Below are 25784 nucleotides of genomic sequence, written 5' to 3' on the forward strand. Positions count from 1 at the left end.
TGCCAGTCGGCGAGTTTACATTTATCTCAGTCGAAGCGCTCCAGTCCATACGCCGCTAAACGGACGCTTGCGCCTCTTGTTCCTTATTTGCTTTTTTTAAAGCTAAAATCAAAAAATGATTCAGAACGAACAGCCTTTTCATGAAAGTTTAAAAAGGATGTAACCTGATTGGGGATAACAATGCATTCCATCCCAGCCTCAATTGCTGCAAGTGCTCCATTAAGCGAATCTTCAATTGCCAATGCCTCTTGTGGTTCCACTTGTAATTCTGCTAAAGCCTGTATATAAAGTGCGGGATCGGGTTTAACTTTAGCTACATCTTCTTTTGTTTTTATCACCGAGAAATAATCCCAAAGATCAAATTGTCTAAGGAATCCTTCCACCCATTCCCTAGATGAGCTAGAAGCAAGTCCAATCTTATATCCAAGTTCCATAGCTTCATCTAGTTTTTCTTTTACTCCTTCACGAACCTCTAAGATTCCCTTTTTTGCTAAAAAGCGATCAGTTGCTAAATTCTCTATTTCTTGTTTATCAATCTTCCTGCTGGTTTGGTTTTCAATGTATTGAAAAAAACCTTCATCTGTGGTTCCGATACATTTTGCAAATTCCTCAAGCGGCAATTCAATTTCATATGTTTCTTTCAGGATTTCCTGATAAACTTCAAACCAAATCGTCTCCGTATCAATAATGGTTCCATCAAAATCAAAAATCACTGCTTTAATTGTCATATTTTCCTCCATTCTATAACACTCTTAATCTTTCAGAGGTATCTTTAATAATAAGAGTTACAACACAATAATCTTTAACAAAACCTAAAAAATCGAGGTATAATATAGTTAAGTTTACTAAAGCTATCTTAGCACAATTACATACATTTATCCCTAAATTGAAAGGAGAAACCATCTTGTTTGAAAAAGCACTCCCCTTACTAGAATCCTATTTTGGCTATAGTGTCTTCCGGAAGGGCCAAGAGCAGGCCATCCATTCGGTAGTAGCTGGCCAAAATACCATTTGTGTCATGCCGACTGGCGGCGGAAAATCGATTTGCTATCAAATTCCAGCCCTTATCCTTCCAGGTACCACAATTGTCATATCCCCTCTCATCTCATTAATGAAGGACCAAGTAGATGCCCTCACTCAAATTGGTATCCCAGCGACATTTATCAATAGCTCCCTAAATTTTAATGAGGCAACTGAAAGGATGCGTGAGGCAAAGCGGGGAAAATATAAATTACTCTACATTGCACCGGAACGTTTGGAATCGTACGACTTTCTTGAAGATCTTAATCAGATGGAAATCCCCTTAGTCGCTGTCGATGAAGCTCATTGTATTTCACAATGGGGCCATGATTTCCGTCCAAGTTATCGCCATATCCAACAAATGATCGATAGCTTGCCGCAAAGGCCGAATGTGCTTGCTCTAACGGCGACCGCGACGCCAAGAGTCCGTGAGGATATTTGTCATCTGCTAAATATTGATGAAAGAAATACGATTATCACTGGATTTGAACGGGAAAACCTTTCTTTTTCAGTCATTAAAGGACAGGACCGGGTGAAGTATCTTCAAGATTATCTTAAAAAGAATGACAAAGAAGCAGGGATTATTTACGCGGCAACTAGGAAAAACGTTGACCAGCTCTATGAAAGGCTCCGGAAGGAAAACATCAATGTTGCTAGGTATCATGCGGGGATGGGGGATGTGGACCGTGCTCGTGAGCAGGAACGATTTTTAGAAGATAAAGCTTCAGTCATGGTCGCAACCTCTGCCTTCGGGATGGGGATTGATAAATCCAATATCCGCTATGTTCTTCACTACCAACTACCGAAAAATATGGAGAGCTATTACCAGGAAGCCGGCCGTGCCGGTCGTGATGGACTAAAAAGTGAATGCATTCTGCTTTATTCCCCTCAAGATGTGCAAATTCAACGTTTCTTAATTGATCAATCGATAGATAGAAGCCGGATCACACAAGAGTTGGAAAAACTGCAGCAGATGGTGGATTATTGCCATACGGAAAACTGTCTACAGGAATTTATTTTAAACTATTTTGGTGAAGAAGAAACTGAGCCTTGTGAAAGATGTGGAAATTGCACGGATTCCAGGACAAGGATTGATGTAACAAAGGAAGCACAAATGACAATGTCCTGTGTCATTAGGATGGGACAGAGATTTGGAAAAACACTCATAGCCCAGGTGCTGACCGGCTCAAAAAATAAAAAAGTAACCGAGCTAGGATTTGATCGGCTTTCAACCTATGGAATCATGAAGGACCAAGGGGCGAAGGAGGTCAGTGATTTTATTGAATTTTTAATTTCTCAGGAGTTAATCGCGATTGAACAGGGGCAGTTTCCTACTCTTTATGTTTCCCAAAAAGGAAAAGATATTTTACTTGGCAAGGAGCAAGTCTTTCGTAGAGAGACAGTCCAGGTTAAACAGGTTTCGAAGAATGATCCATTGTTTGAAGAATTAAGAGAAGTGCGGAAGCGGATTGCAGAAACAGAAAAAGTGCCACCATTTGTAATTTTCTCTGATGCGGCGCTTAAGGATATGTGTGCCAAGCAGCCGAAAACAAATGAAGAGTTTTTACAGGTCAGCGGTGTTGGGGAACATAAGCTGAATAAATATGGACTTGAATTTATTCAAGCTATCCGTGCTTTTTTAGAAGGTCACCCAGATTATCAGAGCGAAATCCAAATAGAACCGGCAATACCGAAAAAGACAGCCAAAAAAGCGGTAACTGATTCCCATTTGGAGACATTTGTCTTCCATCAAAAGCACTTATCTATAAAGGAAATTGCTGAACAACGTGAACTCGCTATCAGCACCGTGGAAAGCCATTTGCTCCAATGTGCCCAGCAAGGATTAGATGTCAACTTCTCTAGCCTTGTTCCAAGTGAGTATATTCCTCTTTTAGAAAAGGCGGTGGAAGAAGCTGGGCGTGAACGCTTAAAACCAATTAAGGAACTTCTTCCAGAGGAAGTCAGCTATTTTATTGTTAAAGTTTATCTGTATTATTTGAGTAAAAATAAATAAAGCGGAAAATGGCTGGACAAAACGTCTAGCCATTTTTATCGACATACTTTTATTAGTAATCTAGGTAAAATATGCTAATATTAAACTATCAAATAAGATAGAAGGTGATGGTCATCAAAGAGGTAGTTCTATGTCTACGGGATTTAAAAAAGAATTACGGGACCAAAAATGTATTAAAAGGGATTGATTTGACGGTCCATCGCGGACAAATAATCGGTTATATTGGACCGAATGGTGCCGGTAAAAGTACAACGATTAAAATTTTGCTTGGGCTTGAGGGGGACTATTCCGGCAAGGTTGAGATTTTTGGCGAGGAAGTCACTGAAAAGAATATCGACTATAAAAGAAAAATCGGCTATGTACCGGAAATTGCCGAACTCTATGATAATCTCACCGCAATGGAGTATTTAACCTTTATTGGGGAATTGTATGGACTTGACCTTCAAGAGGCGGATGAAAAGGCTCAAAGGCTGATGAAAGTTTTTGGCTTAGAAGAGGTGTACCACTCGCGAATCGCTTCGTATTCCAAAGGGATGCGGCAAAAAGTCCTCATTATCTCCAGTTTATTACATAACCCAGACCTGTTATTTTTAGATGAGCCGTTGAGCGGACTTGATGCCAATAGTGTCATGGTCTTTAAAGAAATCCTAGCTGTTCTCGCTGCGCAGGGAAAAACGATATTCTATTCTTCACATATCATGGACGTCGTCGAGAAAATTAGTAATCGGATCATCTTAATCAATGATGGAAAAATTGTCGCCGACGGCAGCTTCAATGAGTTGAAGGAGCAAAATAAAGAAGGTACATTGGAACAAATCTTTAATCAGCTAACTGGTTTTGATGAATATAAGGCGCTGGCAGAGGAATTCGTCGCCATTGTTCAAGAGGTATAAATGGATGAAAAACTTTCAAACGCTTCGATTCCTAGATCTATTTCGTCGACTTTTTGAGAGCTTCGGCATCAATTACGCCGTGATGAGAAAAATTTTAGCGGTTAAACTTACGATGGATGGGCGGAGAACCCCAACAATATTTAATCAGCAGGGCAAGAAAAAGAAGAAACCAGAAGAAAATGGGTTTATCAAGTCGTTAGGAATGTATGTATTGATCAGTTTGTTTCTTATCCCGATAGTGATCTTTGGTGAGAACTATCTATATCAGATGAGTATCTTTTTTGGAATTGTGATGTTTATGGTGATGACGTCCATGATTTCCGACTTTTCCAATGTTCTTCTCGATATCAAAGATAAGGGAATACTTCAGACAAAGCCCGTTGATAAAAAAACAATCAGTGTAGCAAAGACGGTTCATATTTCAATTTATTTATTTTTTCTTACTGCGGCTATTTCTGGAGTTCCGATTATTGCAGGGACCCTTAAACATGGCATTTTATTCTTAGTTCTAGCATTGTTAAGTCTTATTTTTGTCAATTTATTTATTGTTGTTGTAACGGCGCTTATTTATTTTTTCATCCTTCGTTACTTTGACGGTGAAAAACTGAAGGATATTATCAACTATGTCCAAATTGGTCTATCCGTTTCAATCGCAATCGGTTATCAGATTTTGGGGAGAGCCTTTAGTTTTGTCGATATGAACATTACTTTTTCTCCAAGCTGGTGGCAATTCTTTATTCCACCCATTTGGTTTGGTGCGCCATTTGAACTATTTTTAGGTCACAATACAAGCGTGTATCTAGTGAACTTTTCACTATTAGCATTGATTGTCCCAGTCATTGCCACTTTGGTCTATATTCGAATGATGCCTTCATTTGAAAGAAACCTGCAAAAACTAACGAATAATAGCGGGAAAAGCAAACGTAAGGACCGTAAGTGGAAATCCTGGCTCACTAGTGTTATTTGCCGAAGTAACGAGGAAAAGGTATTCTTTCGCTTCGCTGATAACATGATGCGAAACGAAAGAGAATTCCGGTTAAAGGTTTATCCTGCTCTAGGATTGTCGCTAGTTTTTCCGTTTGTCTTTATGTTTAACGCTATTCAAATGAATTCCTATGCTCATATGGTTTCGAGCAAATGGTATCTAGCGATATATTTTAGTAGTTTGATGATTCCGAATGCGATTACGATGCTGAAATACTCCGGGAAATATAAAGGGGCTTGGATATATAAAACCTCGCCAATACAAAACTTAGCACCGGTTTATAGTGCTGTGTTAAAGGTATTTATTGTTAACCTTTTTTTACCTGTCTATCTCATCTTAAGCATGATCTTTGTCGGTATCTTCGGGATAAAAATTATCGACGATCTATTGGTTGTTTTTGTGACTGCCATTCTTTACACCGTTATTTGCTCGAACTATCTTAAAGGGACATTGCCATTTTCTGAATCATTTGAGGATGCCCAGCAGAGTGGGGGACTAAAAGTACTCCTTGCCTCACTTTGCATCGCCGTTTTCACAGGGATCCATTTTGCAGTCACGTTTATTCCATATGGAGTGACCATTTATTTAGTCCTGGTTCTTGTCGCTACCATTTTTGCTTGGAAACTGGCCTATAAGACGGTGTGGAATTATAAAAATAATGAAATGGAATATTAGGATGGCTCTTATTCGGTGAAAATCTCAATGTGACTGCTATTTAGATGGAACGCGTGGTAGGGCATCACACATCTGAAATATTTTTATTTTTAGGATATTCATAGTATTTGTCGATATTCTGCTGGATTTGTTGATATTTCCCAGGGAATTTGTCGATAACCTCGTAATAAATATTGAGAGATAGCATTTCGACACAGATGTTACAATTACAAAGAACAAAACGCATGGGAAAACTTAACCATGCGTTTTGTTTGTGTTAAAAATTGTTATTCATGATCGTCCTCCAAAAACGGCTTATTTACATAATAGTACATCATTCCCATAAAAACTGAGCCACCAATCAGGTTGCCAATCGTAACAGGGATAAGGTTATGGATCACGCCACCCCAGGAAATCGTTCCAGGATGGTTTAAGACTAAGGCGATGGCGAAGGTACACATATTTGCGATGCTGTGCTCATACCCGGAAATAAAGAAACAAAACACAAACAACATCATCGCAAACATTTTTGGGCCATCTCCTTTTAATCCCATAGGAAGAAAGAAAGCCATACAAACAAGCCAATTACAAAGGATTGCTCGGAAAAAGAGTTCCGTCGTTGGAACTTGCATTTTCTTTTCCACAACACTTAACAAAAAGCCGTTAACGGATGATTCAGCGAAAAGACCGGTTGTAAAAATAATAAAAGCAAAGACTGCAGCCCCTAATATGTTCCCTGCATAACTAGTAACCCATAGCTTAAAAACCTCGGTCCAGGTTAATTTCTTACGAAGGGCGGCATACGTGTAATAGAAGGTATTTCCGGTAAACAAATCTCCGCCGCCGTAAGCGATTAAAATAATGGCAGCCCCAAAGGTAATTGCCGCCATCGGATAGGCGAGCGGGGAGTGGACAAGATAAAAGAAATTACCAGTTTTAAATGCGACAATGACACCAAACCCAATAAACATACTCGCAAGCATCGATCGTAATAGATAACGGAGGATGCTTTGCCGAAATATTTTCACTTTTTTTGCAGCTAATTTTTCTACTTCACCTAAGGATTGCATTTCCATCTTGTTTAACCACCATTCATCGTATAATCAATTATCTTACTATCAGTAGGGGATGAACAAACACCCTTAGGTGAAAGTTTCCCTTTATCCCCTTTGAATAATCATGTTGTTGTTTTCATATGTTGTTTATATAACAGTTGAAATTAGCGAATACTTCCTAAATCAGCTATAATAAAAAGGTTTTTATTACTGAGTTTAAGGAGTTTTGAAGTTGAAAATGGAAAAAATCACCCCTTCATTTGATCCCTGGGAAGCATATTTGGATATTGAGCAATATGGAATGTCCAAGCTTACCAATATTGAATTCACCACAACCACACTTTGTAATATGCGCTGTGAGCATTGTGCAGTAGGCTATACGCTGCAGACTAAGGATCCGACGGCGCTCCCACTACATCTCCTATTACAAAGACTAGAAGAAATTCCTACTCTTCGTTCACTAAGCATTACCGGAGGAGAACCAATGCTATCCTTATCCTCCGTGAAAAACTATGTAGTGCCGATTTTAAAATATGCTCATGAACGAGGCATTCGGACGCAGATTAACTCCAATTTAACCCTTGATTTAACTCGTTATGAGTTAATTGTTCCATATTTAGATGTTTTACATATATCACACAATTGGGGAACAGTCGATGATTTTGTCGAGGGTGGCTTTGCCAGAATGGAAAAGAAACCTGATATCGCACAACGAGAAAAATATTTTACTAGAATGATAGAGAATAGCCGCGAGCTTGTTAAAGCAGGGGTGATGGTGTCGGCTGAAACAATGTTAAACAAACGAACATTTCCTCATTTAGAGAAAATTCACCGTCAGATTGTGGATGAAATGAATTGTCAGCGCCATGAGGTTCACCCGATGTATCCTAGCGACTTTGCCAGCAATTTGGAAGTTTTGACATTAGAGGAAATTCGCGAAGCCATTCACCACTTGATGGATATAAGGAATGAAAATGTATGGATGCTGTTTGGAACACTACCATTCTATCCTTGTAACAGTAAACAAGAAGACTTAGCCCTGTTAAAACGGCTTTATGAGAGTAAAAATGTAACCGTAAGAAATGATCCAGATGGGCGTTCCCGGTTGAATGTGAATATTTTTAATGGTGACATTATCGTGACTGATTTCGGTGATGCACCACCACTAGGAAACATTCAAACTACCAATCTTTTATCTGCCTATGATACTTGGCAATCATCAGCGCTAGCAAAAGAATTAAGTTGTCACTGTCCAGCTGTTTCTTGTCTGGGACCGAATATATTAGTGAAAAACAGCTATTATCAAGATGTTGATTTTAGCAAACGACAAAACAAGATTAAAAAATAGAAAAAGCAGGGCCCACCTGCTCAGATTGTCGAGAAAGTGTATATTTCTCGGCAATTTTTTTATAATGGATTGGACCTGCTAACTGGCCTGTTGATTTCCGCTCTGGGCACTCGCTTTCCGCGGGGAGGTCCCGCAGGAGTCGAGTGCCCTCCGCTCCAATCAACAGGGTGGCAAATCAACCTAAAGAATTGCAACACACTTTTTCAAACCTGGCTAAGTGTGTCGCAATCTTTTTTATATTTTGGCATGCTGCTGTAAGGAGAGCCTGTTCACAATGTGAATAGGTCTTTTTTTTTCCTGAATAAAGAGATGGATTCTTGCCTCCATCATTGCGCATTTGGAAGACTGAAAAAAATATCCAAATTTATATTGACAATGTTTATATTAACAATGATAATATAAACATAAATGATATGAGGTGATGATGTAATGAATATCCAGGATGTAATCCTTGGCTTTTTATATGAGGAGCCGATGAGCGGCTATGATATTAAACAAATGATGGAGAACTCCGTGTCATACTTTTTTGATGCTTCCTTTGGAGCTATATACCCCGCTTTAAGAAAGATGGAAAAGGAAGGGCTAGTGGAAAAGAAGGTCATCCAGCAAGAAGGAAAACCGAACAAAAATTTATTTGTGATTACGGAAAGTGGAAAAGAGCAATTTCAACAATATCTATACAGTCCAGTTAACCCAACCGTAACAAGATCTGATGTCCTCATCCGCATCTTTTTTGGTCGGTTTACCACCAAAGAAAATATTGTGAAGTGGTTAGAAGGGGAACGCGAAAAAAGCCAGTCCATGTACGATAACTTAATAAGTGTCGCGGAAACGTATCCCAATATGGAAACATTCAAAAGGTTTACACTGGAGTTTGGCATTCGCCAAGCCAAAATGATCTTAGGGTTGATCGATGACGAATTAGAAAAATTAAACAAACAAGCAGAGGGGTAATACAATGAAGGGGATAGGCGGAATGAAAGTTGTATTGTTAATGTGCTTAGGGATTTTTGTTTGTATGCTCGACTCGACGATAATGAATATTACGTTGCCAGCCATTCAAGACAACCTGCATACATCATTGGAAACGAGCTCGTGGATGTTGAATGTATACACGATGACGATTGCCGTGTTAGCAATTCCGATGGCAAGGTTTGCGGAGATGTTTGGCAGACATAAGTTTTATATCGTTGGATTGTTTATTTTTGGCCTAGGGTCTGCCCTATGCGGGTTGGCGACCAGCGGGGATTTTTTAATCGCTGCCCGGTTCATTCAAAGCTTTGGTGCAGCGATTTTAATTCCATGCAGCATGGTCATCGGAATTGCCGCGATGCCGCTTGAAAAAAGAACAATCCCCTTAACACTGCTAGGTGCAACACAAGGTTTAGCTACAGCATTAGGGCCGACGGTTGGAGGAATCATAACAGAAAAACTAAGCTGGCATTGGGTTTTCTATGTCAATGTTCCAATTTGTTTACTAGCTATTGTCGGTGCTTTCCTTATTCTAACGATCAAGAAAGAAAGTCGAGTAAAATCAAAAATAGACTGGTTTGGCTTGCTTTTCTCAATATCGGCCATTTTTCCACTTAACCTTGTGTTAATCAAAGGGAATACCTGGGGCTGGGTAAGCAGTCAAGCCATTATTTGTTATCTTGTGACTGCTGCTTCCATCGTTCTCTTTATTGTAGCTGAGAAAAAGTCTCTAGCGCCAATGGTTAACTTAAGTCTCTTTAAAGATCGCTTGTTTACAGGCTCTGTTGTAACAGTGACAACAGGTTTTATCTTTCTCATCGGTGTAATGGTCCTGCTCCCTCAGTTTTTAACTAACTTCCAGCATAAGACGGAGCTTCAAGCTGCTCTGCTTGTTACACCGGTATCCGCATCTATCTTTATATTTTCCAATTTTGCCGGGTTACTTTCGAGAAAGATTGGCTATACAATTCCGGTTATGATGGGCTTTGGAATTATGGGAATTGCCTATTACTTGTTACACAATTTAAATATTCATAGTACTTCAAAAGAAATTATCCTCTTGTGCAGTTTGCTTGGCTTGGGCTTTAGCTTTGTGATTTCTTCGGCTACGATGGCGAGTACTTCCTCATTTGAAGGGGAGATGCTTACAGCCTCCCAAGGAGTTTTTTCGATGTTAAGGCAAGTTGGTGTCGTCTTAGCTGTTGCCATCTTTGTTGCAGGACTAACCAATAATATTAAGGATAGAAAACAAGAGGTGATCCATTTCGCCGCCCAAAAGCTTGAGAAGCTGGATGTCCCACAATCTGCAAAACAGACAATTCTTGCTGAAACGAAAAAATCAATAAATAAAGAAAAACAGTCCGCCAATGCTCATTCACCGCTAATCACAAATGCCGAACGCCAGCAAATTATTGATAGAAACTTTCAAACAGCACTTGCCGCTATCCCCGAAGGACAAAGGGATACTGTCAAAGAACAAATCCATCAAAAGGTTGAAAAGCAAGTGCAAGAGGACATTGCCAAAAAAGGACAATTGGTTAAGACTTATGGAAACCAGGTCGCAACCTATGCCGAAAAAACCATTTCCGCTAGTTTTGCTGACCTCTATAAAGCAAGTATTCCCTTTCTAATCATTTGCTGCTTTACTGGAATCATTTTTAGAGAAAGAAAAAGGAAGTCTGGTGTACCTTTTGTGTATACTTCCGTTGTAGAATGAATAAAGAAAATATAGACGAATGATTAAGGATGAGGGGCTAATGGAAGCTATAAAAATGATTAACTTGGGTGTTCGCTTTCTTTTAGAAATTCTCGCACTTGTGATTTTCGGATATTGGGGTTTTCGCATTTCACAGGGAACGATGATGAAGATAGGATTAGGTATCGGAACCCCTTTATTAGCAGCTGTCGTATGGGGAATGTTTGGGTCTCCGAAGGCTCCATATTTATTAAGTGGAATCCCGTTTCTTTTATTAGAAATCATCATTTTTGGATTACCTGCTATAGCCTTGTATTTTACCGGGAAACATGGGCTGGCCTTTATTTATGGCCTGATTACAATTATTAATCTGGTGCTATTGAAGGTATGGAAGCAATAAAAATAAACAGCTTGCATCCGTTAAGGATGAAGCTGTTTATTTTTTTCATAATTGCTTTACCCCTTTGTTTTGATTTAAACTAAGTATCAAATGTAGAATTAATGTGGTGAGGTATAGATGGGAAACCAAGTTGAACAAACATATGATATCATGGAGATTTGCCTGCTAGCTGGGAAAATTATGCTGCAATGCGGCGGGGAGACCTATCGGGTTGAAGATACGATGATGCGGATTGCCGCTTCCTATGGTATTGAAAAAACACATAGTTATGTTACACCGACTGGAATTATTTTTTCAGCGGAGAGTAATGAGCCGACGAAGACCAAGCTAATTAGAATTTCGGAGCGCTCAACTGATTTGAAAAAGGTTGCTATGGTAAATAGCATATCAAGAAGTATCAGCAGCGGTGAAATCAAACTTAAACAAGCAATGGAGCAATTGAAAGAGATTGATTCCATGAATCTAACTTTTCCCTTTAGGATTCAAGTGGCAGCTGCATCCTTAGCAAGCGGCTGCTTTATGATTATGTTTAAAGGCGGATGGAATGATTTTATTCCAGCGATGATTTCCGGAGGAGTTGGCTTTCTTAGCTTTGTTTACTTTCATCGCTTTATCCCGATTAAGTTTTTCTCGGAGTTTTTGGCATCGTTTGTGATTGGGCTGCTGTCGTTTATTTTTGTAAAAACGGGAGTGGGTCATCAAGTAGATAAAATTATCATCGGTTCGGTAATGACCTTAGTTCCTGGTCTATTAGTGACTAATGCTATCAGGGATTTAATGGCGGGGCATTTAGTCTCAGGGTTATCTAAAGGTGCGGAAGCCTTTTTAACGGCCTTTGCAATCGGGGCAGGAATTGCCGTCGTGGTATCATTTTTGTGGAAATGAGGTGGAATTGTGGCTCTTATTGCACAAGCAATAACTAGCTTCCTTGCTACCGGTGCCTTTGGAATTATTTTTAACGCACCGAAAGAAACATTGGTTAAATGTGGGCTGATTGGAATGGGCGGCTGGGTAATCTATTATCTTCTCGAAGGCTATACAAATAATGCCGTGTTTGCCACATTGTCTGCCACGGTTTTTATTGCGGTTCTTAGTCAAGAATTAGCGAAATTTTATAAAACGCCTGTGATTATTTTTAGTGTCGCAGGCATCATTCCGCTTGTTCCGGGCGGATTGGCATATGATTCAATGCGTAATTTTGTAGAGAACGATTATAATACTGCAATTGGACTAGCAGCAAAAGTACTTATGATTGCAGGAGCAATTGCCTTTGGACTGGTCTTTTCAGAGGTCATTAATCAAGTGATTCGAAAAATTACACAAAATAAGGTACGAACATAACCATTTCCCCTCTTAGATAAGGGGATTTTTTGTTAAGCAAAACTTAAGGAAAAACAGTTATCATCTAAATGGAAATGGTTTACCTTTCGTGTGCTGCTATTTTTTGATATGGTTAATAAAGTGGTAGATTATTATTACTCATGAACATTAAATTCAAGTATTTAACAAAGAGGTATATATTCAAATGAAAAAATTGTTAATGATCATCATTATTCTTATATTAACGGTTATTAATGCGAAATTGTTTTTAGAGTCGAAGGTCGATCAATCGAATCCTCTAAAAATGTTTAAAGCAGCACTATTAAAAACGCGAGAAGTATCAATCGTACATAAGGAAAATCCAAGTTTGCCTGATCATATATTGCTTGATGTTCCGTTGCTAAATCAAATGGATGATCCATTGCTTTACAATGGCTGTGAGGTTACCAGTTTGGCGATGATTCTCAACTACCATGGGGTAAAAGTAACAAAGAACGAGTTGGCTAATTATATTAAAACCGTTCCGTTAACCTATAGTGACGGAAAAAAGGGAAATCCAAATGCCGGCTTTGTAGGGGATATGGCTCAAGGACCGGGGTTAGGTGTCTACAATGGTCCAGTATTTTCACTGGCACAGAAATATGTCGGGGATAGAGTAGTCAATTTAACGAATCATCCGTTTTCCGATTTATTAAAAGAAGTGGGTCAAGGGCTTCCAGTATGGATTATTACTACAACCAGCTATACTCCTGTTTCTGCTTTTCAAACGTGGGATACCCCACAAGGAAAAATAGACGTGACCTTCAGTGTACATAGTGTGGCAATTACCGGCTACGATGAAGACTATATTTATGTAAACGATCCGTATGGGACGAAAAATAAGAAATTGAACAAGGAAAGTTTCATTAAAGCGTGGGAGCAAATGGGCAAACAAGCGATCGTAATAAAAAAATAAGAAGACGACACGCTTTGGGATTTAAAAGATTTTTTCGGCAAAAATGGGCGAAGGCAGAGGAATGAATATCCCTCTGCCTTCTTAGCTTCTCGATTCAATTTTAGAATCCTTATAGTAACTTGTGAATGGTTGGATTGCTACATGACAAGGAAGTAACCTTTTAACATTGATTCCTGTCTAGCTTCAGCGCCCAACGACTAATGTAGGTCGCTACACGGGTGCTTACACAATTCCTGTCAGCCATCGCAAGGTAAAAACTTATATATTGTAATTGTTATAAAAACAAGTTTGCCGCGGTTATTCTTCCACCTGATGGTTTTATACCTAAACGACGTAAGCCCTACCTCTCTTACATCCTAACGGCTCCGAAGCCGATCCAGTGTGAATAAGTTTTTATTTTAAAACATAAGCAGAATGCCAGAAAAAATTCTTACATTGCGTTATCTCTCTAATTACAAGTTACATATTGTAAAGCAAATACTTATATTACAGGACATTGGAAATTTTGTCAACTATTATTTGGAAAATATTTATTGGTTTGTGATAAGTTAATTTTCAGAAAGCCAACCTATTTCGGCTTAATTTGTGCTGTCTATATTTCGTAGGTTCAGCAGCACCAATGTTTTAAGTTCCATTTAGATTCAAAATTGTAGTGAGTGATCGTTAATTTATTGTAAATACCTGTGGATTTTGTCGTTGTTACCAATGATTTTGGTTAGTCTGAATAACATTTCGAAAAGCGAAATTATTTTTCTAAAATAATATTATGGTGATGATAATTAAATAGGTCGTTGTATCTAGAACAGTTCTTTAATTTTGAATCTAATTTGTTTGGGTATATGTTGAAATAATTTTATTTTTGAAAAAATTGTTGCTTTTTTTCGAAAATGATTATATTATTTCGATATAGAATTTATAGTTTTTATTTTCAGAATATTTTGATTTTACCTCTAGGGAGGATTACACAATGAACCTATTTAGAAAGAAATCGATTCAGGCACTCATTCAAGAAGCAGGGCAAAAAGATGTTACCTTGAAGAAAGAGTTAGGTGCCTTTGATTTATCCATGCTTGGTATTGGAGCGATTATTGGAACGGGTATTTTCGTTCTCACCGGAGTGGCGGCAGCGGAACATGCAGGACCTGCACTTATTTTATCCTTTATTATATCTGGTTTAGCCTGTGTATTTGCAGCCCTTTGTTACGCTGAATTCGCCTCGACTGTTCCAGTTTCGGGAAGTGCTTATACCTACAGTTATGCTACATTTGGGGAATTGATTGCCTGGATATTGGGATGGGATCTAATTCTCGAATATGGACTGGCTTCATCTGCTGTTGCTAGTGGCTGGTCAGGTTATTTTCAAGGACTACTTGCAGGCTTCGGTATTCATTTACCACAAGCGATAACAAGCGCCTATGATCCTGCGAAGGGAACGTTCATTGATGTTCCGGCCATCATTATTGTCTTTATCATTACCTTCCTTTTAACCCAAGGTGTGAAAAAATCAGCACGGTTTAACACAATCATGGTACTTATTAAGTTGGCCGTTGTTGTATTATTTATCGGTGTTGGTGTTTGGTATGTGAAGCCTGGAAACTGGACTCCCTTTATGCCATTTGGTTTTTCAGGTGTGACAACCGGTGCTGCGACAGTATTCTTTGCTTATATTGGCTTTGATGCCGTATCCACTGCAGCGGAGGAAGTAAAGAACCCGCAAAAAAATATGCCCATCGGCATCATTGCTTCACTGCTTGTGTGTACAATCTTATATATTGTCGTTTCGGGTATTTTAACTGGAATTGTTCCTTACCAACAGCTTGATGTGAAGAACCCAGTAGCCTTCGCCCTTAACTATATTCATCAGGATTGGGTTGCTGGTTTAATCTCACTAGGGGCAATTGCCGGTATCACAACGGTATTACTTGTGATGATTTATGGACAAACTAGACTTTTTTATGCCATTAGCCGTGATGGGTTATTGCCAAAGGTTTTTTCAAAAGTAAATAAAGAAAAGCAAACTCCAATGGTAAACTCGTGGATTACTTGTTTGCTAGTCTCAATCTTTGCTGGATTAGTACCGTTAGGTAGGTTAGCTGAACTAGTAAACATTGGTACACTGTTTGCGTTCATGACGGTTGCCATCGGAATTTTGTTTCTTCGGAAAAACAATCAAGCACCAAAAACAGGCTTTCGAGTTCCGTTTGTCCCATATATTCCGATTCTTGCTTTCTTATTCTGCGGCTATTTAGCTTTACAGCTCCCGGCTGCATCATGGATTAGCTTTTCAGTGTGGCTCGTAATTGGGCTGTTCGTGTACTTCGGTTATGGCCGTAAGCATTCAACGTTGAATACACAATTAGATCAGTTTAAAAATGTTAGCTAAAACTCGTGTAGTTTAAAATATCTAACATTAAATGTAAAAGACTTGCCTCAAGCAAGTCTTTTTCTGTGGGAATTTATCGAAATATGTCGAAAATCACAGGTTTTTCTTTTTTATTGTCAATTTTTATGAAGAAAAATGATAAGATAGTAGGAGGATGTTTTGTGAATATTTTCAGATAATTCGTCATTAGAACTAGGCCAAGGGAGCAATTAATATGAAAGTAAGCAGCAATAGCCCTAAATTAATCTTTGAAGAGAAAAAGGCGATTAAACTATTTTTATGGTTATTTTATGTCCTTTTTTTCACCTACGATATATATTTTTATAATATTTTGCCTAAATATACAGATTATGGGGGTAGTAAAATTCCTAATGGTGGTTTGGGCATATGGATATATATTTTGATACTATGCTTATTGCCAGTGTCAATATATTATATCAAAAAGGGAAACCCATATTTTGTTAAATATTTTATCCTATTTAGCTTTATCTTTATAGATGTAATAGATAATATTATTAAATATTTTGGAACAACAACTATTTTTGCTTCAGGGAATATTGTCGAGCTTTTATTTGTCTTTTTTTCACCCGTATTTGTTAATAAAAAATATTTTTGGACCGTTACATTAGGGATTATTGGAAAGTACATGCTTTTAGGGATTGTACTGCATGATCCGGATGTTTTACCACCTATAGTAATAACTGTCATCTTATCTGCCATTGCATCGATTCTTTTAACCCGATTTTTCTCGTATATTAATTCCTTAACATCTGTCTATGAAGAGCTTCACCAAAAAGAGAAGCTAGTTGTTATTGGGCAAATGGCCGCAGCGATTGGCCATGAAATACGTAATCCTCTTTCTTCATTAAAAGGTTTTACACAGCTACAGCAGGAGCGAAATCCAAATGGCAATAATTTTTATCCAATCATGATTCAGGAAATTGATCGGATCAATAGCATAGTTAACGATTTGATGTACCTTGGGAAACCAAGGGATATCAAATTTGAAAAAGCGAGTATTGAAGAAATAATTGCCTATACACTTTCTATAACGCAACAACAGGTTGATCGGGAAGGGGTCACAGTCGAAACCATAATCGCTGGTCCATTACCACCTATAGATTGCGAAGAAAAACAACTAAAGCAAGTATTTATTAACTTGATAAAAAATGCAATCGAAGCAATGCCAAACGGTGGACAAATAAGGATAAAGGTTGAGGTTTCAGCAGAGGGCAAACTATCAATCTCTATCGAGGATGAAGGGTATGGGATTTCTGAGGAGAATATCGCCAATCTAGTAGAACCATTTTTTACTACAAAAAAAGATGGAACAGGACTGGGATTAATGGTTACCAGTCAAATTATTAAGGACCACAATGGTGAGTTGAAAATAGATAGTAATATTGGAAAAGGAACAAAAGTCCATGTTACCTTACCATTAACACAAAAAATATAAGCAATAATTTTAATCTACAAATCTACAAAATTCATCAAAATAAAGGGTTTCCTGGGCATTCTAGATGATATATAATGTAGAAGAATAAGGAAATTTATAGAATTTTGTTTAAAATGATGAAATACTGTATAAAAAAGACCAATTTTTGTTTGGAAAATTGTTAGATGCACCTGGAGGATTATATGATACCACATGAAGAGCAGCGAACTGTCAAATGGTTTCTTTTGTTTTTTTATATTATTTTGTTAGGCTATGATGCTTTTTATTATTACATTGCACCAGGATATATAACGCACAGAAAGATTGGTTTACCCAGCAATTTTTGGTATCTAAATTACATTATATTAATCATATTGATACCGGTTATCTATTATTTTAATAAGGTGAATAAGCAGTCTTGGATAAAATATGTATTTTTTATCAGTTATTTATTTACTGCTTTCACTGTTGATATTTTATCCTATTATGGAAGTGAAACTACCTACACCAGTGGGAATTTGGTAGAAGTATTTTTGATCTTATCATTACCTCTTTTTTTAAATACTAGATACTTTTGGATAGTGAGTATAGGAGTTGCTACAAAATACCTTTTTACTGGAATAATTTTGAATACTTCCTATGTGATCATGCCAATTTTATTGATTGCTATTTTATCAAGTATGTCCTTCTTTTTATTAGTTCGTTTTCAAGGTTATGTCCGGGCGATTAGCATCTCCTATGATAAACAATTGGAGGGAATAGTAAAAGGGGTTATTGCCACACTGGAACTGAAAGATACGTATACAAGGGGTCACAGTGAAAGGGTAGCCAAGTATGCTTTGTTATTGTCTCAAGAAATTGGAAGATCTTCAAAAGAAGAACAAAAATCATTTTATTATGCTTGTTTACTACATGATGTTGGTAAAGTTCATATTCCTGATTCAATATTAATGAAGCCTGGTAAACTGACTAAAGAGGAATTTGAAATCATTAAATCTCATCCAGTTGTTGGTGCTGAGGCAGTTGAAAATGTGGAAGGGATAAAGGATTATATTTGTGTCATTCGCTCCCATCATGAGCGTTGGGATGGAAAAGGCTATCCTGATCAATTAAAGGGTGAAGAAATTCCCCTACTTGCCAGAGTGACTTCTATTGCTGATGCATTCGATGCAATGACCTCTTCCCGCTCCTATCGAGCAGCAATGCCAGTTGACGAAGCCTATCAACATATTATTGAAGGTCAGGGTTCCCAATTTGATCCTATGTTAGTAGAAGACTTTAAGAAGGTTTTCCCAACATGGGTAAAATTTCATGAAAAATATTCAATGACAAAAAAATGGGAAATGCTTAAGGAGGTGGAATAATGAAAATCCGTAAGTTAAAGACAGTAAAAACAACTTGCTGGTGGTGTCCTTGGTTAGGAATAAAAGAATAATAGAGTAAAAGATAAGGATGCTAGCGTGATGCTGGGCATCCTTTATTAATCTAAAATAATAAATTAAAGGGTGTTGAAATGAGTATAACACTTGATTCACGTCTTTCTTTGGTGCAAACTGAGATTCGCAAGGATAAAAAACATTATATTGTAGAAGAAAAAGCTTCTGGTGAGTTCTATGAGATGCCTGTGGTTTGTATTGATGCCATCCATTTAATCAACAATGGGAATTCATTGGGTAAAATTGAAGAGCTATTGAAAGAAAAATATCCCAATGAAGAAGTTGACCTTATCGATTTTGCGGAGCAACTTCTTGAGATGCAAATGATTGCTGAAATAGATGGGGTGAAAATTGAAATGAAGGAACAAGCTAAGGAAACCTTGGGCTTTTTATGGATATCTCCGAAACTCGGAAAATTCTTTTTTAATAAGTTTGCTTATATAGTTTATTGTGCGTTCTTTATTGTGAATTTGTTACTTCTCATATCCCATCCGTCATTATTTCCAAATTATAAGGATATATTTATCTTTGATCTTATGGTGTTGAACATTCCAACATGGTTTGTTTTGACTATTTGTTTAATATTAATCCATGAATTTGGACATGTTTTAGCGATGAGAGCGCAAAATCTCCCAACTAAATTGGAAGTTGGCCACCGTTTACTCCTTGTTGTTTTTGAAACGGATATGTCGACTGTGTGGAAACTTCCTTCAAAGGATCGAAATATATTATATCTGGCCGGACTTTGTTTTGATACAGTTATTCTCTCACTTGCCTTAATTAGTCAGCTAATCTTTGCTGATGGCTCAGGAATATTACTGAGTATCATGAATGTGGTGGTGTTAGATACATTCATTCGCATGTTATATCAACTTTGTATGTATATGAAAACAGATTTCTATTACGTGTTTGAAAATGTATCTGGTTGCTATAATTTGATGGAAAATGCCCAGCAAATGATTAGAAAATGGCTTCCGTTTCGACCATCCGTTTCAAAGAGCGAGGTTGTTTTCGCTGAAGAAAGAAAGACAGTCATCCTCTATTCTATTTTCTATTTTGTTGGTGTATTTTTGACCATGGGACTATTTGTAATATATTATATCCCGCAAGTATTGTTTGCTTGGAAAATGGTTCTCCCAGGTTTTTCAGAAGGATCGGCATCTATTCCTTTTTGGGATGCTCTGCTTTTCTCCATGCAAATCCTAATTGGATTGCTGCTTTTACTCTACTCTTGGCGGAAAAAATATATCCATGGTTAGCTTTGTGACGGAACTTTGTCTAAATATGAATTTCTAAGGGTTTTTCCCCCCGATGATAGGGGAGTTCCCCTATATAGATAACACTACTGTTTTTCTTACAATGAAGATAAGAAAACGGAAGTGTTATTTTTTTTAAGGAGGAGCAGGAAATGCAGGCTAATACTTCAACAACTAAAAAAACTGGAAACTCAGTCAATGATGCCTTTGCTTCACATTTTGCTAAATCAATGTTTCTAACGGTTGCTGGACTAGTGATTCTAACTTTTATCGGTACAAGAATGTTCACCCACGTCGACTTGAATTTGTACGGATATATGATCGGAACAATCGTTTTTATCGGTGGATTTTTCTATAGGTTTATCGCATGGGGCGAAAGACCGCCAACCAAAGTTTTTATCAAAAAGGGCTTAAAACTGCTGTTTAAAAAAAGCACGCCAAAAACAGCAGTCAACCATTTAGCAATTTACGATTTCATCCGCAATCGCGGAGTTTACCGCTGGGTTCAGCATATCTTAATCGGCTGGGGCTGCGTCCTTGCCTGCTTAGTAACGTTCCCATTAGTGTTTAGCTGGATGTACTTTACAATGGAAGACAATGGCTACTATACCATCGTGTTATTTGGAATGAACGTCATGCACGTAAAAGCAGAAGGAATAATCGCCTGGCTATCCTATAATGCCTTAAATATTGCAGCAATCATGGTTACGGCGGGTGTTTGTATGGCACTATATCGCCGCTTGAAAAACATGCAGGCAAGAGCGGAGCAAAAATTTATGTACGATTTTCTTCCGCTTTATCTACTATTATTCATTTCGATAACTGGACTTTTACTTACCTTCCAGAACGTTGTGCTACATGGTTGGATGCAGCCGCAAATGTCGTTAATTCACCAATTTTCAGTAATTGTAACGTTAATCTACTTACCATTCGGAAAGCTTGCTCACATTCCTTTCCGCCCAATGAGCGTCCTTGCAAGAAATTACCGCGAACATTACGGAGAAAAACATATGAAGGAATGTAAGGTGTGCGGTGAGCACTTTGTATCATTGGAACAATCAAACGATGTCATTCAAGTATTGGGTGTCAACGAGATCGAATTTAATATGAATGATGGCTTTAATCTTGCTGAATTGTGCCTGCCATGCCGCAGAAAATATCGAATTGCTAGATTCTCAGGATTCGCAACCCACCAAGTGAAGGTTAAGGAGGCAAACCAGAATGCAAAGGGATAATTATAAGAACGAAAGAGATAAATATTTTAAAGAAATCGAAAACTTAAACCATCCCAATGAAACTTTAGTCAAGACGCACTGTAGTTATTGTGCCATGCAATGTGGGATGAACCTAAGGGTAAATACAAAGACAAACAAGATTATTGGGGTTGAGCCTCGATATGATTGGCCGGTCACGTTAGGAAAGATGTGCCCAAAAGGAGTTACTGCTTACCAACAAGTAAATAATAAAGATCGGTTATTAAAACCGTTAATTCGTGATGATCAATCATTAAAAGGTACGAAAAATGGCTTCCGTGAAGCGAGCTGGGATGAGGCATACGAGCTTATCGTAAAAAAATTCACCGAGCTTCAAAAGAATTATGGGAAAGATTCATTATCAGTATATAGCGGTGTTTCAATGACAAATGAAAAGTGTTACTTAACGGGGAAATTTGCTCGTGTTGGACTCCAAACACGCTACATTGATTATAATGGCCGATTCTGTATGGCAAGTGCAGCAGGTGGTTTAAATCGCTCATTAGGTATAGATAGAGGTTCAACAATTCCATGGACGGATGTACATGAAACCGATTGTATTTTTCTTGCAGGAAGTAATACCGCGGATTGCCATCCGACGATGATGTTCCGGGTTTGGGGAATTCAAGAACGGGGCGGCTATGTGATTGTTGCTGACCCAAGGGAAACGCCAGTTGCCAGAAGAGCTGATCTCCATCTTGATTTAAAGCCTGGTACAGACCTTGCACTTGCCAATGGGATTGTAAATTTACTAATCCAAAATGGCTATGCTGATGAAGAATTTGTAAAAAATCACACAAATGGCTTTGAAGAAACAAAGGAGCTAGTAAAAGAATTCACGCCAGAATATACAAGTGAGATCACAGGTGTGGCACCAGAAAAAATTATCCGCGCGGCCGAATTGTACGGAAAAGCACCGAATGCGATTGTTATGTTTGCCAGAGGGATTGAGCAACAAATTAAAGGGGTAGATAACGTTTCTGCCTATACCAATATGGCACTTGTTACTGGGAAAATTGGTCGTGCTAAATCGGGTGTTGCGACCATTACTGGACAAGGAAACGGTCAAGGGGGACGTGAGCATGGACAAAAAGCTGATGCACTTCCCGGATACCGTAAAATAGCGAATCCTGATCATGTAAAATATGTTTCAAAGGTTTGGGGCATCGAACCGGAAGAAATGCCAAAAGAGGGTGTGTCTGCATTCGAAATGTTCGGATTAATGGAGCAAAAGACCATTCGTGCTTTATACCTATTATGTTCAAATCCTGCTGTTTCTGCACCTGATCAGAATTATGTGCGTGAACAGATGAAAAACTTAGACTTCATGGTATGCGTTGATTTTTTCCTTTCAGAATCTGCTGAATTTGCAGATGTCGTGCTCCCTACAACCACTTGGGCGGAAGATGAAGGTACCACAACAAATGTAGAGGGAAGAATCATCAAGATTAACAGAGCACAAATGCCGCTTGGTGAATCAAAGCCAGACTGGCAGATTCAAATAGAAATTGCAGAGCGCCTAGGCCGAGGAAAATATTTTTCCCATTTAAAAACGTCCAAAGACATATTTAATGAGCTTCGTGTCGCTTCTAAAGGTGGAACGGCTGATTATTACGGCGTAACCTGGGAAAAAATTGACAAGCAAGACGGCGTGTTCTGGCCTTGTAAAGATGAATCTGATCCCGGAACACCGCATTTGTTCTTAGATAAAAAATTCAATCATCCAGATGGAAAAGCAAAGATTCTCGCATTGCCAGACAGACCTTCAGCAGAAGAACCGGATGAAAAATACCCATTGCGCTTAACAACTGGACGGGTCGTCTATCATTATTTATCAGGGAATCAAACGAGAAGAATTCAATTCCTTCGTGATATGTGCCCGGAACCATTCGTAGAAGTTCATCCGGAAACAGCAGAAAAATACAGCATTGAACATGAAGAATACGTTCGTCTCTATACTCGTAGAGGGGAAGCAACCTATAAAGTGAAAATTACAGAGGCCATTCGGAAGGATACCGTGTTTGTTCCATACCACTGGGGTCATGAAAAATCTATTAATCTATTGACAATCGGTGCACTTGATCCCTATTCAAGGATGCCAGAATTTAAAACTTGTGCAGCGCAGATTGAAAAAATGAAAACAAGGGCGGTGCAGTAAATGAAGAAGAGGCTATATTTAGAACTTGAAAACTGTATAGGGTGCCGTTCCTGTTTGGCTGCTTGTACACAGTGCGGTGGGCATGAGGAACGTAACCGTAACTATGTGTACGATGTGAACCCATTTGTGAACCGTCAAACGATGCCTCTCATGTGTCTTCACTGTGTGAATCCAGCGTGTGCGAGAAGCTGCCCCGCTCAGGCCATCCAAATTCACGAAACAGGAGCTGTACTTTCGGCGCTTGTGGAAAAGTGTATTGGCTGTCAAAACTGTACGATTGCTTGCCCATATGGGATTCCGAAGTTTGATACGGAACAAAATTTAATGTATAAATGTGATCTATGTATCGACCGCTCGAAAGACGGTATTCCACCAATGTGTGCGAGTGTTTGCCCAACAAACACGTTGCAATGGTTGACAGATGACGAAATTGAAGCAAAACAAAAGCAATTCAATCTTGATAATGGCAAATGGGTAACAAGCCTGCCATATTTAGAAGGCGAAACAAATGTAAAAGTGAATCTCCCTGGTATCCTACAGGGCGTCACTAAATTGTTTTAGGAGGGATTAAAGATGACAGATAAAAATAATAAAATCCCGTTCAATGAAGATAACTATACACATAATATAAATCGCAACAATGAAAGAAAGCTTGACCGCCGAGGTTTCATGAAAACACTAGTTGGTGCAGCCGGAGTATTTGCTATTTCCTCATTGCCATGGGGGGCATTAGCAGCAAAAGAACTTACAGGTCTCGGTGACAAAAAGTATCCAAAGCAAAAAATTACCGAAGAAAAGTCCCTGGCAATTGGAGATGCCGTAGATTTTGCTTTTCCAGGAGAACATGATAGTGCGATCTTAATCCGCCTCTCAGAGAAAAAATACGTTGCCTACCAAAATGCTTGTACCCATCTTCGCTGCCCTGTTTTCTGGAAAAAGGATGAAGGTGAAATGCTTTGCCCTTGTCATCATGGGAAATTTGATGTGAATACGGGTGAACCCATTGCTGGTCCACCAAGACGTCCACTTCCGGAAATTTATGTTAAAGTAGAAAATGGTACGGTTTATGCTGTGGGGGTGAAACGTTATGAAGCGTAGTTACGTACCTGTAGCTCTCCTACTTGTCGTTTTGATGCTGAACATTATTTTTACGCAGTATATGGTCCATCAATATTTTTATGAGAATTACACAAATACTATTATTGCAGCTGTCATCAACGTTATTTTATTTCCGGTAGCATTCGTTATTTACAAAAAAGGTGTGAATGTCAATGACTAGTGAAACCTATATTGATTTTTGTTTCGTACGGCCAGAATCAGGCGGCTTTGCAGCTGAAATTGACGAGTTATTGAAGAACACCTTTGCGAAGAAACGGTTAAATTGGTTTTTAGAAGAAAAAGCAATCGAAGGTGCCGAGATGGTTGTTGCAGAAATTAAAGGAATGAGCGATTGGTTTTCTGAAGAAGAGACCATACAATACATCGAAGAGCATGCAGGAGAGAAGTTTTGGGAGTATTTGCAGGGCTACAAGATGTTCATCTATCCTGTCGTGAAGGGATGCAATAGCTGTGGAACCCATTAACTTAGATGATGTAAAGCGATTCGTAGGCATACCTGTAGAAATTTCGATTCAAGATCAGGATGGCGGAGATCAGGCCCCAGCAGTAAAGAAAACAATAAAAAAAGTTCAACCTTGTCCTGACGGAACCCATATTCGCTTTTATTTCAACGATATAAATTTTCTGGCCGTCCCATTGATAAGTCTTGTGAATGAATTTAAAGGACAATGGTCAGCATTTGACCAAGAAAGTGGTTTAACCTATATAATAAAAGAGATTCAGGTTTTTTAAAGAAAAGCCTGTTTTTTTTTATAAAATGGAGGGGGTGAATGGAATGGAGCGTATACAACCTAAGGAACAGATAAGCTCCTATATTATCCAATCACAGGAAGAAGAAATTAAGCGGATTTCAGAGGAACTACATGAAGGTGTCGGACAGAACCTATATAGTATTTTAACAGGATTACAGTATGTCAAATCTGGTGTCAGCGAGCCGAATATGAAAAATTATCTTGAGGAAATGGAACAACTGATTGAAAAAACGATCCAAGAAATTAGACTTCTTTCTGTTGAACTGCATCCTCCTGCCCTAACAACGCTTGGGTTACTTCCTGCTGTGAAAAGCTATCTTACGTTATATACCTCGACATTTGGAATTTTGGTGGATTTAGAATCAACTGGTGAGGAAAAAGTGCTACCGGAAAAAAACAGTATTGCTGTGTTTCGGGTATGTCAGGAAGCACTAACAAATATTGTGAAGTATGCGGATACATCAAATGTGAAAATGAGCTTTATATGGACAGAGGATAAGCTAGAAATAACTATCAATGATTTTGGTAATGGATTCCAACTTGAGGAATATACAGATGACAATTATGCATCAGGTATTGCAGCGATGAAAGAAAGAATGCTTCTAACTGGCGGAAAATGCCTGATTTCCTCTAAGATAGGAGAAGGAACCTCTATTGAACTGTCCCTACCTTTATAGGAC

At 38.4% G+C, this 25784-nt stretch carries 24 protein-coding genes; 22 read left to right on the forward strand and 2 right to left on the reverse strand.

Annotation, left to right across the window (positions count from 1 at the left end):
- Positions 1-83 precede the first annotated feature (83 nt).
- Positions 84-728 carry an HAD family hydrolase gene (locus tag RTR43_RS17620; protein WP_312473534.1) on the reverse strand — a complete coding sequence of 215 codons (645 nt, stop codon included), beginning with the start codon at positions 726-728 and terminating at the stop codon, positions 84-86.
- Between the two features lie 176 nt (positions 729-904).
- Between RTR43_RS17620 and recQ the strand changes: the two genes are divergently transcribed.
- The 3 genes from recQ to RTR43_RS17635 all read left to right on the forward strand — a co-directional run bounded on the left by recQ (position 905) and on the right by RTR43_RS17635 (position 5587).
- Positions 905-3034 carry a DNA helicase RecQ gene (recQ, locus tag RTR43_RS17625; RefSeq protein WP_312473535.1) on the forward strand — a complete coding sequence of 710 codons (2130 nt, stop codon included), beginning with the start codon at positions 905-907 and terminating at the stop codon, positions 3032-3034.
- Positions 3035-3141: 107 nt separating this feature from the next.
- Positions 3142-3927, forward strand: coding sequence for an ABC transporter ATP-binding protein (locus RTR43_RS17630; RefSeq protein ID WP_312473536.1), 786 nt, complete (start codon positions 3142-3144; stop codon positions 3925-3927).
- 4 nt (positions 3928-3931) lie between these two features.
- Positions 3932-5587, forward strand: a complete 1656-nt coding sequence (locus RTR43_RS17635) for a hypothetical protein (RefSeq protein ID WP_312473537.1) — start codon at positions 3932-3934, stop codon at positions 5585-5587.
- Positions 5588-5853: 266 nt separating this feature from the next.
- On the opposite strand, the gene RTR43_RS17640 is transcribed toward RTR43_RS17635, so the two are convergent.
- Complete coding sequence (locus RTR43_RS17640; protein WP_312473538.1) at positions 5854-6642, reverse strand: formate/nitrite transporter family protein; 789 nt, start codon at positions 6640-6642, stop codon at positions 5854-5856.
- 217 nt (positions 6643-6859) lie between these two features.
- Here RTR43_RS17640 and yfkAB point away from each other — a divergent pair, with 217 nt between their 5' ends.
- The 19 genes from yfkAB (at position 6860) to RTR43_RS17735 (ending at position 25781) form a co-directional block, all read left to right on the forward strand.
- Positions 6860-7969 carry a radical SAM/CxCxxxxC motif protein YfkAB gene (gene yfkAB / locus RTR43_RS17645; protein WP_312473596.1) on the forward strand — a complete coding sequence of 370 codons (1110 nt, stop codon included), beginning with the start codon at positions 6860-6862 and terminating at the stop codon, positions 7967-7969.
- Between the two features lie 429 nt (positions 7970-8398).
- Positions 8399-8923 (forward strand): PadR family transcriptional regulator, encoded by a 525-nt coding sequence (locus tag RTR43_RS17650; protein ID WP_312473539.1) that lies wholly within the window; start codon positions 8399-8401, stop codon positions 8921-8923.
- Between the two features lie 4 nt (positions 8924-8927).
- Entirely contained in the window at positions 8928-10658 is a 1731-nt protein-coding gene (locus tag RTR43_RS17655; RefSeq protein WP_312473540.1) for an MFS transporter, read from the forward strand.
- Positions 10659-10698: 40 nt separating this feature from the next.
- Positions 10699-11037 (forward strand): YrdB family protein, encoded by a 339-nt coding sequence (locus tag RTR43_RS17660; protein WP_312473541.1) that lies wholly within the window; start codon positions 10699-10701, stop codon positions 11035-11037.
- Positions 11038-11154: 117 nt separating this feature from the next.
- Positions 11155-11922 (forward strand): threonine/serine exporter family protein, encoded by a 768-nt coding sequence (locus tag RTR43_RS17665; RefSeq protein ID WP_312473542.1) that lies wholly within the window; start codon positions 11155-11157, stop codon positions 11920-11922.
- A 9-nt stretch (positions 11923-11931) separates the two neighbouring features.
- Entirely contained in the window at positions 11932-12378 is a 447-nt protein-coding gene (locus RTR43_RS17670) for a threonine/serine exporter family protein (protein ID WP_312473543.1), read from the forward strand.
- A 184-nt stretch (positions 12379-12562) separates the two neighbouring features.
- Positions 12563-13312 carry a C39 family peptidase gene (locus tag RTR43_RS17675; RefSeq protein ID WP_312473544.1) on the forward strand — a complete coding sequence of 250 codons (750 nt, stop codon included), beginning with the start codon at positions 12563-12565 and terminating at the stop codon, positions 13310-13312.
- Positions 13313-14279: 967 nt separating this feature from the next.
- The gene (gene bcaP, locus RTR43_RS17680; protein ID WP_312473545.1) at positions 14280-15695 is read left to right on the forward strand and encodes a branched-chain amino acid transporter BcaP; all 1416 of its coding nucleotides are present in this window, start codon (positions 14280-14282) and stop codon (positions 15693-15695) included.
- A gap of 214 nt (positions 15696-15909) precedes the next feature.
- Complete coding sequence (locus tag RTR43_RS17685) at positions 15910-17151, forward strand: ATP-binding protein (protein WP_312473546.1); 1242 nt, start codon at positions 15910-15912, stop codon at positions 17149-17151.
- A gap of 182 nt (positions 17152-17333) precedes the next feature.
- Positions 17334-18494 (forward strand): HD-GYP domain-containing protein, encoded by a 1161-nt coding sequence (locus RTR43_RS17690; RefSeq protein WP_312473547.1) that lies wholly within the window; start codon positions 17334-17336, stop codon positions 18492-18494.
- Positions 18495-18643: 149 nt separating this feature from the next.
- On the forward strand, positions 18644-19825 hold the full coding sequence (locus RTR43_RS17695; protein WP_312473548.1) for a hypothetical protein: 1182 nt from the start codon (positions 18644-18646) through the stop codon (positions 19823-19825).
- Positions 19826-19974: 149 nt separating this feature from the next.
- Complete coding sequence (locus RTR43_RS17700) at positions 19975-21057, forward strand: hypothetical protein (protein WP_312473549.1); 1083 nt, start codon at positions 19975-19977, stop codon at positions 21055-21057.
- Positions 21044-23233 (forward strand): molybdopterin oxidoreductase family protein, encoded by a 2190-nt coding sequence (locus RTR43_RS17705; RefSeq protein WP_312473550.1) that lies wholly within the window; start codon positions 21044-21046, stop codon positions 23231-23233. The genes RTR43_RS17700 and RTR43_RS17705 overlap by 14 nt, the downstream gene beginning before the upstream one ends.
- Positions 23234-23794, forward strand: coding sequence for a 4Fe-4S dicluster domain-containing protein (locus tag RTR43_RS17710; protein WP_312473551.1), 561 nt, complete (start codon positions 23234-23236; stop codon positions 23792-23794). It begins immediately after the preceding gene.
- Positions 23795-23806: 12 nt separating this feature from the next.
- Positions 23807-24331 (forward strand): Rieske 2Fe-2S domain-containing protein, encoded by a 525-nt coding sequence (locus RTR43_RS17715; RefSeq protein ID WP_312473552.1) that lies wholly within the window; start codon positions 23807-23809, stop codon positions 24329-24331.
- Positions 24321-24512, forward strand: coding sequence for a hypothetical protein (locus tag RTR43_RS17720; RefSeq protein ID WP_312473553.1), 192 nt, complete (start codon positions 24321-24323; stop codon positions 24510-24512). Before RTR43_RS17715 ends, RTR43_RS17720 begins: the two co-directional genes overlap by 11 nt.
- Positions 24505-24816 carry a hypothetical protein gene (locus RTR43_RS17725; protein ID WP_248736416.1) on the forward strand — a complete coding sequence of 104 codons (312 nt, stop codon included), beginning with the start codon at positions 24505-24507 and terminating at the stop codon, positions 24814-24816. The genes RTR43_RS17720 and RTR43_RS17725 overlap by 8 nt, the downstream gene beginning before the upstream one ends.
- On the forward strand, positions 24803-25084 hold the full coding sequence (locus RTR43_RS17730) for a hypothetical protein (protein ID WP_312473554.1): 282 nt from the start codon (positions 24803-24805) through the stop codon (positions 25082-25084). Before RTR43_RS17725 ends, RTR43_RS17730 begins: the two co-directional genes overlap by 14 nt.
- Positions 25085-25127: 43 nt before the next feature.
- On the forward strand, positions 25128-25781 hold the full coding sequence (locus tag RTR43_RS17735) for a sensor histidine kinase (RefSeq protein WP_312473555.1): 654 nt from the start codon (positions 25128-25130) through the stop codon (positions 25779-25781).
- Positions 25782-25784 lie beyond the last annotated feature (3 nt).

It is taken from the genome of Neobacillus sp. (assembly GCF_031988165.1).
Taxonomy (GTDB): Bacteria; Bacillota; Bacilli; order Bacillales; family Cytobacillaceae; genus Neobacillus; species Neobacillus rhizosphaerae.